This is a genomic window from Aureimonas sp. OT7 (genome assembly GCF_014844055.1).
Lineage (GTDB): Bacteria > Pseudomonadota > Alphaproteobacteria > Rhizobiales > Rhizobiaceae > Aureimonas > Aureimonas altamirensis_A.
This window is the reverse complement of the sequence record NZ_CP062167.1, coordinates 3,803,757-3,810,000: the sequence shown is the minus strand read 5'-3', so window position 1 is coordinate 3,810,000 and position 6,244 is coordinate 3,803,757. Positions and strand designations below refer to the sequence as shown.

Annotated in this window: 1 protein-coding gene, 2 rRNA genes and 2 pseudogenes (1 of these 5 running past the window's edge); 3 read left to right on the top strand and 2 right to left on the bottom strand. The window is 59.7% G+C overall.

Annotated elements, in window-relative coordinates; all coding sequences use genetic code 11:
- A 23S ribosomal RNA gene (locus IGS74_RS18250) occupies positions 1-2,757 on the top strand (it extends 62 nt beyond the left edge of the window).
- Between the two features lie 56 nt (positions 2,758-2,813).
- Positions 2,814-2,928, top strand: a 5S ribosomal RNA gene (rrf, locus tag IGS74_RS18245).
- 805 nt (positions 2,929-3,733) lie between these two features.
- Here rrf and IGS74_RS18240 read toward each other — a convergent pair.
- Positions 3,734-4,922, bottom strand: a pseudogene (locus IGS74_RS18240) (IS3 family transposase).
- A gap of 273 nt (positions 4,923-5,195) precedes the next feature.
- A pseudogene (locus tag IGS74_RS18235) lies at positions 5,196-5,797 on the bottom strand (FAD-dependent oxidoreductase); the annotation flags it as partial.
- 194 nt (positions 5,798-5,991) lie between these two features.
- On the opposite strand from IGS74_RS18235, the gene IGS74_RS18230 reads away from it, so the two are divergent.
- Complete coding sequence (locus IGS74_RS18230) at positions 5,992-6,234, top strand: hypothetical protein (protein WP_206688188.1); 243 nt, start codon at positions 5,992-5,994, stop codon at positions 6,232-6,234.
- Positions 6,235-6,244: the final 10 nt, after the last annotated feature.

Here is a 6,244-nt window from a genome sequence, read left to right as displayed (position 1 = left end):
TACGCTGCGATAAGCCATGGGGAGCTGCGAATAAGCTTTGATCCGTGGATTTCCGAATGGGGCAACCCACCTTTGATGCCTGGAAAACCGGTTTGGCTTTGTCTGCGCGAGTGGGCAGGGCCGAAGCGGTTTCCAGGTATCGTTTAGAAGGTATCTAACTTTCGAATACATAGGGGTTAGAAGCGAACTCGGGGAACTGAAACATCTAAGTACCCGAAGGAAAGGACATCAACCGAGACTCCGTTAGTAGTGGCGAGCGAACGCGGACCAGGCCAGTGGCCATATAAGGAAGAAGCGGAACAAGCTGGAAAGCTTGGCAAGATGGGTGACAGCCCCGTACGCGTAATGTCCTGTATGGTCCATGAGTAAGGCGGGACACGTGAAATCCTGTCTGAAATTCGGGGGACCACCCTCGAAGCCTAAGTACTCGTGCATGACCGATAGTGAACCAGTACCGTGAGGGAAAGGTGAAAAGCACCCCGACAAGGGGAGTGAAAGAGAACCTGAAACCGGATGCCTACAAACAGTCGGAGCCCGCGAGGGTGACGGCGTACCTTTTGTATAATGGGTCAGCGACTTAGTCTGGCGAGCAAGCTTAAGCCGGTAGGTGTAGGCGTAGCGAAAGCGAGTCTGAACAGGGCGTTCAGTTCGTCGGATTAGACCCGAAACCGAGTGATCTAGCCATGAGCAGGTTGAAGGTGCGGTAACACGCACTGAAGGACCGAACCCGCATCTGTTGCAATAGATTGGGATGACTTGTGGCTAGGGGTGAAAGGCCAATCAAACTCGGAAATAGCTGGTTCTCCGCGAAATCTATTTAGGTAGAGCGTCGGATGAATACTCCAGGGGGTAGAGCACTGGATGGGCTAGGGGGACTCACCGTCTTACCAAACCTAACCAAACTCCGAATACCTGGAAGTACTGTCCGGCAGACACACGGCGGGTGCTAACGTCCGTCGTGGAGAGGGAAACAACCCTGACCACCAGCTAAGGTCCCCAAGTTATGGCTAAGTGGGAAAGGATGTGAGAATCCCAAAACAACCAGGATGTTGGCTTAGAAGCAGCCATCATTTAAAGAAAGCGTAACAGCTCACTGGTCTAGAATTAAGGGTTCTTGCGCCGAAAATGTACCGGGGCTCAAGCCATACACCGAAGCTGTGGGTTCACTTTTAGGAGTGAGCGGTAGCGGAGCGTTCCGTAGGCCTGTGAAGGCGTACCCGTGAGGGGCGCTGGAGGTATCGGAAGTGCGAATGCTGACATGAGTAACGATAAAGGGAGTGAGAGACTCCCTCGCCGAAAGTCCAAGGGTTCCTGCTTAAAGTTAATCTGAGCAGGGTTAGCCGGCCCCTAAGGCGAGGCCGAAAGGCGTAGTCGATGGGAACCACGTTAATAATCGTGGGCCTGGTGGTGAGTGACGGATCCTGTGTGTTGTCGAGGCTTAACGGATTGTCTCGGCGGCGAAGGGGTCCCAGGAAATAGCCCCACCGAATAGACCGTACCCGAAACCGACACAGGTGGACTGGTAGAGTATACCAAGGCGCTTGAGAGAACTGCGTTGAAGGAACTCGGCAAATTGCACGCGTAACTTCGGAAGAAGCGTGACCCTTTATCGGGCAACCGGTATGGGGTGGCACAGACCAGGGGGTAGCGACTGTTTATCAAAAACACAGGGCTCTGCGAAGTCGCAAGACGACGTATAGGGTCTGACGCCTGCCCGGTGCTGGAAGGTTAAGAGGAGGGGTGCAAGCTCTGAATCGAAGCCCCAGTAAACGGCGGCCGTAACTATAACGGTCCTAAGGTAGCGAAATTCCTTGTCGGGTAAGTTCCGACCTGCACGAATGGCGTAACGACTTCCCCGCTGTCTCCAACGCAGACTCAGTGAAATTGAATTCCCCGTGAAGATGCGGGGTTCCTGCGGTCAGACGGAAAGACCCCGTGCACCTTTACTATAGCTTTACACTGGCATTCGTGTCGGCATGTGTAGGATAGGTGGTAGGCTTTGAAGCGAGGGCGCCAGCTCTCGTGGAGCCATCCTTGAAATACCACCCTTATCGTCATGGATGTCTAACCGCGGCCCGTCATCCGGGTCCGGGACAGTGTATGGTGGGTAGTTTGACTGGGGCGGTCGCCTCCCAAAGAGTAACGGAGGCGCGCGATGGTGGGCTCAGAACGGTCGGAAATCGTTCGTCGAGTGCAATGGCATAAGCCCGCCTGACTGCGAGACAGACAAGTCGAGCAGAGACGAAAGTCGGTCATAGTGATCCGGTGGTCCCGCGTGGAAGGGCCATCGCTCAACGGATAAAAGGTACGCCGGGGATAACAGGCTGATGACCCCCAAGAGTCCATATCGACGGGGTTGTTTGGCACCTCGATGTCGGCTCATCGCATCCTGGGGCTGGAGCAGGTCCCAAGGGTTTGGCTGTTCGCCAATTAAAGCGGTACGTGAGCTGGGTTCAGAACGTCGTGAGACAGTTCGGTCCCTATCTGCCGTGGGTGTAGGAATATTGACAGGATCTGTCCCTAGTACGAGAGGACCGGGATGGACGTATCTCTGGTGGACCTGTTGTGGCGCCAGCCGCATAGCAGGGTAGCTATATACGGTCGGGATAACCGCTGAAGGCATCTAAGCGGGAAACCCACCTGAAAACGAGTGTTCCCTATCAGAGCCGTGGAAGACCACCACGTCGATAGGCCGGGTGTGGAAGCGAGGTAACTCGTGAAGCTTACCGGTACTAATAGCTCGATCGGCTTGATCGTTCTCATTCGCCAATGCCCATTCCCAAAAAGACACAGCTTCCAATGCACTTAGCCGACCTGGTGGTCATTGCGAGGGCCCTGCACCCGATCCCATGCCGAACTCGGCCGTGAAATCCCTCCGCGCCAATGATACTTCGTCTCAAGACGCGGGAAAGTCGGTCGCTGCCAGGTCTGCTAAGTGCATCTCTCTCTTCACATCATCAAAACAAACCAGCTTCCCAACACATACAAACACACATCACAAAACGCCCCGCCCCAAAGCGGGGCCGTCCGCGTTCGCGCTGCAACCCAAGCCAATACGCAAATAGCCCGGCCGTCCGCGTTCAAAATCCCTCAAGTCCCTCCCGCCATCGCACCGCGGCAATGATCCCCCCGTGGCAACAACGGAACGCGGTCACGCCAGAGCGACCCCGATCAGCCCCCCGATCTCCATGAACAGGCGCAGCAGGCAGGCAGAGGGGCGGCTGAGCCACACAAAGCGAAATGTTGGACGGTATGATCCGCCCAAAGCGCCAAAGGCACGGCCACAGGCACGAGTTCCGGGAGATGCCTGCCACAAGCGGGAAAGGGGCTGTTCCGAAGACGCGTCACGCCAGAGCGACCCGGGTCAGCCCCCGATCTCCATGAACAGACACAGCAGGCAGGCAAAGGGGCGGCTGAGCCACACAAAGCGAAATGCGGGACGTTATGATCCGCCCAAAGCCGCAAAGGCACGCCACAGGCACAAGCTTCGGTGCCGTCCAACCACAGGCGGGAAAGGGGCTGTTCCGAAGACGCGTCACGCCGGAGCGAGCCGGGTCACGCCGATCAGCCCCCGATCTCCATGAACAGACACAGCAGGCAGGCAAAGGGGCGGCAACGCTCCAGAACGTCGCCCCGGCGTACCTCTCCCCATACAAGCCAACGGCGGCAAAGCCTCACCCAAGGCTCATGCCAGTAAGCAGGGCGGAAGCCCATGTGACGTCGCCTCCAGTTTCTATCCAGTTCTCAATTTGTCTCCGGCGGTGGTTTTGCCCTGCTGGGCGGGTGAAGCGGCGGGCGCTGGCGCGGAGCTGTTGGGGTAGCACAGCGCGAGCGGCCGTCGCGGGGTGAAAGTGCTGGCGAACTCGTCCCGTGTCTGCCAGGCGATCTGGGAATGCGCGCGGTCCGTGTTGTAGTCGGCACGCCAGAGGGCAGTTTCCACGCATGCCCGAGCGAGCGAGGTGAACAGGGTCTCGTCAAGCAGTTCGTTCCGCAGCCGACCGTTGAAGCTTTCGATGAAGGCGTTCTGCATCGGCTTGCCCGGCGCGACGTAGTGCCACTCGACGCGGCTCTGGTTGGCCCAGGCCAGGATGGCGTTCGAGGTCAACTCGGTGCCGTTGTCCGACACGATCATGCAGGAGTAGCCGCGATACTCGGCGATGATGTTGAGTTCGCGGGCGACGCGTTCGCCCGGGCTCGAGTTGTCGACGATCGGTGCTGGGCATTCGCGCGTGCAGTCGTCGACGATCGTAAGGATGCGGAGCGACGGCCGTCGGTGAGCGTGCCGGAGACGAAGTCCAGCAACCAACGCTCGTCGGCGCGCAGCGGTACCAGCAACGGTGCTCTGGTCCCGATCGCTCGCTTGCACCCGCCACGGCGACGAACGGCGAGCTTCTCCTCCCGATAGAGCCGGAACAGCTTCTTGTGGTTCCCGACAAGGCCTTCCCGCCTCAGCATCACGAGAAAACGCCGCAGCCAAACCGGCGCCGTTCCTGCGCGATCGCCCTCATGCGCTCGCGGACTTCGCCGTCGCCCGGTACGGCTGGTCTCGTAGCGAACCGTCATGCGGCAGCAGCCGATGGCTTTACACGCCCGCCGTTCGCTCATCCCGAAGGCATCCTTCAGGCGAGCGACAGCTCTCCGCTTGGCCGCGGGCGTCACCATTTCTTTCCCACGAGATCCTTCAGCGCCGCGTTGTCCAGCATGGCGTCGGCCAGCAGACGCTTCAGCCGGGTGTTATCGTCCTCCAGCGCCTTCAGCCGCCGCGCCTCCGAGACGTCCATCCCGCCGAAGCGGGCTTACCAATCGTAGATCGAGGCGTCACCGACCCCGTGCCTGCGGCACCGCTCGGCCACTGAAACTCCCGCCTCGTGTTCCTTCAGAATTCCGATGATCTGCTCTTCAGAGAAGCGGCTGCGCTTCATGTCCTGGTCCTCTCAATCGGCCAGAACGAACTTCAATCCGGATTAGAACGCGGGGGCATCGTCAGGGCTGTTCCGAAGACGCGGTTCACGCCAGAGCGACCCGGATCAGCCCCGATCTCCATAAACAGGCGCAGCAGACAGGCAAAGGAGGCGCGATGCTCCAGGAGGTCGTCGCCCCGGCGTACCTCTCCCCATACCAGCCAACAACGAATCGCCTGCGGTCACAACGCCGACAAACTGGGCTCGCGGCTGCCACTGCGCCGCCGCGCTTCATAGAGCCGCATCGGCCGTATCGATCCACGGCCCGGAGACATTGACGACGATGCGTGGCCGCACGGCATATGCGGCGCCGTCATGACCTTCAAGGTGCAGGACGTCCCCGTCGACACCCTTCAGCGTCGTATCGTTCAACGCCATCGAGCGGGGCATCGCCGCAAGCCCATCGGCGACGAGTTCGTAGACGAGGCGTTCCGGACGGGCGATCCAGGCGTCGTAGTAGCGCCCGGCCGCGACGATGCGCGGCGTCAGCGCCGGTATTTCCCTGAGGGCCCTGCCTTTGCCGTACAGCGTGTGCCGCGGCATCACGCGGTGCTTCGCACCGTAGATGTCGTACATGGCCATGCCGATCTTGACGATGGCGGCGCCCCGGCTGCGCGGCGCGGTCGTGGAGCCGAACAGGGTTCGCAAGGCCGCCACGCGCCCTTGGTCCATGAAAAGATCGGAATGATCGGCGGCAGCAGATGCTCGGCGTGTGGGGCGTTGCGGAGCAGGAGGTTGCGCTCCAGCGTGGATTGGCGCACGAGCCCGAACTCGCCCGTCTCCAGATACTTGATGCCGCCATGGATCAGGCGCCAGGATGCGGCGCTAGTGCTCGCGGCTGATGTGCCCCGGATTGGTGGCGTCGGAGGATCCCCTGAAAGGATCGCAGGCAGACGAGGGATGGCGATCCGCTCGAGATCAGTCAGCGCCTACCGATTCAGGATATGAGGCGAGATGCCACATTCTACAGTTGTCATCGTATGAAGTATGTCAGTTGAAAATTGAAAATTCATCTAACGTGCAGGTTTATATGGTGCACTCTCTCTCGGGCCGGCTTTTCGATGGCCGCGCATTTTTGAACTGGGTTCCGGATTATGCCGATCTCGCCTGTCTGCCCGGGGCCAGTGTCGCCGCCGATGCGATCGAGCGGGGGGTGGGCGAACTCCTGTCCAACTCCGGTTCCACCATGGCGCTCACCGACGCCGTCGAGCGGCTGTTTCGGGCGGAGCGCGAAGCCTTGCTGGCCGCGTTGGCCAGCATTCCGCTGGCCTGAGCCCGACGGC

Excerpts from the sequence above, each read along its gene's own strand:
- IGS74_RS18230 (WP_206688188.1), top strand. The coding sequence starts at position 5,992 with ATGGTGCACTCTCTCTCGGGCCGGCTTTTCGATGGCCGCGCATTTTTG.